This window comes from Pseudomonadota bacterium, from assembly GCA_026390555.1.
Taxonomy (GTDB): Bacteria; Bdellovibrionota_C; UBA2361; order UBA2361; family OMII01; genus OMII01.
Genome location: JAPLFS010000078.1, coordinates 1 through 3,686 on the forward strand (window position 1 = coordinate 1; position 3,686 = coordinate 3,686).

Below are 3,686 nucleotides of genomic sequence, written 5' to 3' on the forward strand. Positions count from 1 at the left end.
AAAAAAAGGCCCCTCGCTTGCGCGAGAGGCCCTTGGTGTTTGGGTTGTAACCCTCCCTTTCGGGGTGATTACATCATTCCGCCCATGCCACCCATTCCGCCCATTCCGCCGCCCATGCCACCAGCTGAATGAGATGACTCATCCTTTGGCTTGTCGGCAATGATAGCCTCGGTGGTAAGCATCAGACCAGCAACAGAGGCTGCGTTCTGCAGAGCAGTACGAACTACCTTAGTTGGGTCGATGATTCCAGCCTTAACCATATCCTCGTAAACGTCGGTTGCAGCGTTGTAACCGAAGTTACCTTTATTGCTGCGAACCTTCTCGATTACAACCGCTGGCTCTGCGCCGGCGTTGGTAGCGATCGTCCTCATAGGAGCCTCAAGCGCCTGACGAACGATCTTCACACCGAAGGACTGCGCCTCATCAGCAAGCTTGAGGTTCTCAAGCTTCTCGATGACACGGATCAGAGCTACTCCGCCGCCTGGAACGATACCTTCCTCAACAGCAGCACGAGTTGCATGTAGTGCATCCTCTACGCGCGCCTTCTTCTCTTTCATCTCAACCTCGGTTGCAGCTCCAACATGGATAACTGCCACACCGCCTACGAGCTTAGCGAGACGCTCTTGGAGCTTCTCACGATCGTAGTCAGAGGTTGAAAGATCGATCTGCTGACGAATCTGCGTAACACGCGCCTTGATGTCAGTATCAGCACCCTTGCCATCGATTATGATGGTGTTGTCCTTGCTGATAACGATCCTCTTTGCCTTACCGAGATCCTGGAGCGTGATGTTCTCAAGCTTTAGTCCGAGATCCTCAGTGATGCACTTACCACCGGTTAGGGTTGCGATATCCTCTAGCATCGCCTTGCGACGATCGCCAAAGCCAGGAGCCTTAACAGCACATACGTTCAAGGTTCCACGGATCTTGTTTACAACTAGCGTTGCAAGAGCCTCGCCCTCAACCTCTTCAGCGATGATGAGTAGGGGCTTGCCAGCCTTAGCAACCTGCTCAAGCACTGGGAGAAGATCCTTCATGCTCGAGATCTTCTTCTCGTTGATCAGCACGAGAACGTTCTCTAGCTCTACTTCCATGCGCTCTGGGCTTGTTACGAAGTATGGAGAGAGGTAACCACGGTCAAACTGCATACCCTCAACAACCTCGAGGGTAGTCTCTAGACCCTTAGCTTCCTCAACGGTGATAACACCCTCTTTGCCAACCTTCTCCATGGCTTCAGCGATGATGCCACCGATCTCACTATCAGAGTTAGCAGAGATAGTTCCAACTTGAGCGATCTCCTCTTTACCCTTGGTTGAACGGCTCATAGCCTTAAGTGCTTCTACAGCAACCTTAACGGCAGCATCGATACCGCGCTTAAGCGACATAGGATCGTGGCCAGCGGCAACGAGCTTCAAGCCCTCACGGTAAATAGCGTCTGCAAGAACTGTAGCTGTTGTGGTTCCGTCTCCGGCGATATCCGAGGTCTTGGAAGCAACTTCCTTAACCATCTGAGCGCCCATATCCTCGAAGCCTTCAAGCTCGATCTCTTTAGCTACGGTAACGCCGTCCTTGGTAACGGTTGGAGCACCGAAGCTCTTCTTGATAACAACAACGCGACCCTTTGGTCCCATCGTTACACGAACTGCATCAGCTAGCTTTTTTACGCCCTTGAGGATCTCTTCACGAGCCTCAGCGCCGAACTGTATAATTTTAGCCATATTATTTTTCCTTAATTGATTACGTTTAACTTGCCTACGGAGCTTCTCAAATTAGAGAACAACACCTAGTACGTCATCTTCGCGCATGATCAGGATCTCAGAACCATCAACCTTGATCTCTACGCCACTGTACTTACCAAACAGGATTTCGTCGCCCTCTTTGACATCAACTGGGGTAACGGAACCGTCATCACGGACCTTGCCCTTACCGATAGCGAGGACACGACCCCTCTGAGGACGCTCTTGAGCGTTATCAGGAAGGATAATTCCACCACTGGATTTCTCTTCAGGAGCTAGACGCTCTACAATAATACGGTCTTGTAGTGGTCGAATCTTACTCTTTTTGCTGCTCATTACCTTTACCTCCGAATGTAAAAAAAGGGGGGCCTTAGGAATCAAAGGCCACCATCAAGCATCTTGCTTGACTTGTTTTTTCTGCACCTTTTGGGAGCGCTGGGTGTTACCCCAAAAACTCCCTATATATGCGCCGTGAGAGCTTACCCCAAATGGAGAGCTAAGCAATACGGGCACGGGTGCGAATCGTATATGCGCACTGCTTTTAAGTATTTCAAGGGTTAGTGCTGTTTTTGTTGGGGAACCCGCTGCGAACTGGCCATTTCGTAGATTCCTGCTCCGAAGCAAGCTATAGTGCGCGTTCATACCCCATCCGTTTAAGGGAGTTAGGTCTGTGTCACCCGCTACTGAAGAGTCAATAACTACTCCATATGCCCCAAATGATCGGGGATCTGCAGGCGCCGAGAGGGCGTTATGGCTGCTAGAGGAGGGGGTCGGGGCTGGCGAGCTGCCAGGGGGGGTACTTATGGCCTCGGTCGGGGGCAGGCTCATCACCCAGGTGGCTAGGGGGACGAAGCTCCCAGCACGGGCCGCAAGCGTTGTTTCTGGGGAGACGATAGAGGTCGATACTGTTTTTGATCTTGGTGGGCTGAGCGAAACGATCTGTACCGCAACCCTTATGATGCGCCTCGTTTCGGCCGGAAAGGTTGGGGTGCTCGACAGGGCTTCGCGCTTTCTACAGGCGCTCGGGATAGGGCAGCGTTCTGGCATCACGCTAGCGCATCTGCTCTCGCACTCCGCGGGGTTTCCGGCAGGGGTGACCGTTTACGATGAGTTGGTAAGGGCCAACGCCGGGCCACGACCTGGTATCCTTGCCAGTAGCGGAGCCAAGCAGTATGCGTATAACCACTTCCATAACCTGGCGCTGCGCTTTGAAGCGGGAACCCGGCAGCTGCATAGCGATGCCAACTATATAGTGCTCGGAGAGATCTGCGAGATCGTAACTGGGCTCCCCCTTGAAAAGGCGTTCTCGCGCTTCGTTGCAGCTCCGCTGCAGCTCAGGAGTTTAAATTTTATCGACCTAGCAACGCTTAGGAGAAGAAACATTCGTCCGATGGTTGAGTTGTTTGCTCCATCAGGGGAGTGTCCGCGTCGGGAGCGTGTGCTTGCTGGGGAGGTCTGGGATGAGAACGCCTGGGTGATGGGGGGTGTTGCTGGACACGCTGGTCTCTTCGGTACTGCGCGTGACGTGCATACCTGGGCACTTGAGATGCTGCGGGCCTTGCGGGGAGAATCACAGCTCTGTACACAGGAGACGGCGCGTACATTTATGTATCCAGAGTTGCCGCAGCTTAAAGCTGGGCTCAAGCTGGGATTTGATGCTTTTATAAAGGATGCTGGGAGTGAACAGCAGGGAGCTTCGACAGCCGTTACGACTATTAATGCTGGCGGATGTTCAGTTGTGCTAGATCCAGCGCTTGATATGGCCACGGTGTTTTTATCGAACGCACCTTTCTCTGCTCATCATAATAAGCGATTTCCAGCACTTCGTGCGGAGATTCATGCGGCCTTGCTAGAAACGGTTTAGAATCGAGATAATCTATATGTGGCATAAGTTTAAAGAGGTAGAGGAGCGCTACGAATTACTCGCCCAACAACTATCAAAGCCAGAGATCA

General features: G+C 52.4%; 3 protein-coding genes. 1 reads left to right on the top strand and 2 read right to left on the bottom strand.

Annotated elements, in window-relative coordinates:
* Positions 1-68: 68 nt before the first annotated feature.
* Together groL and NTV65_11075 are read right to left on the bottom strand one after the other, a co-directional pair.
* Positions 69-1,715: a chaperonin GroEL gene (gene groL / locus NTV65_11070; GenBank protein ID MCX6115737.1), complete on the bottom strand. Its 1,647-nt coding sequence runs from the start codon at positions 1,713-1,715 to the stop codon at positions 69-71.
* Between the two features lie 51 nt (positions 1,716-1,766).
* Positions 1,767-2,069, bottom strand: a complete 303-nt coding sequence (locus NTV65_11075) for a co-chaperone GroES (protein MCX6115738.1) — start codon at positions 2,067-2,069, stop codon at positions 1,767-1,769.
* A 334-nt stretch (positions 2,070-2,403) separates the two neighbouring features.
* On the opposite strand from NTV65_11075, the gene NTV65_11080 reads away from it, so the two are divergent.
* A complete protein-coding gene (locus NTV65_11080; protein MCX6115739.1) occupies positions 2,404-3,597 on the top strand; it encodes a serine hydrolase in 1,194 nt (397 codons plus the stop codon).
* Positions 3,598-3,686: the final 89 nt, after the last annotated feature.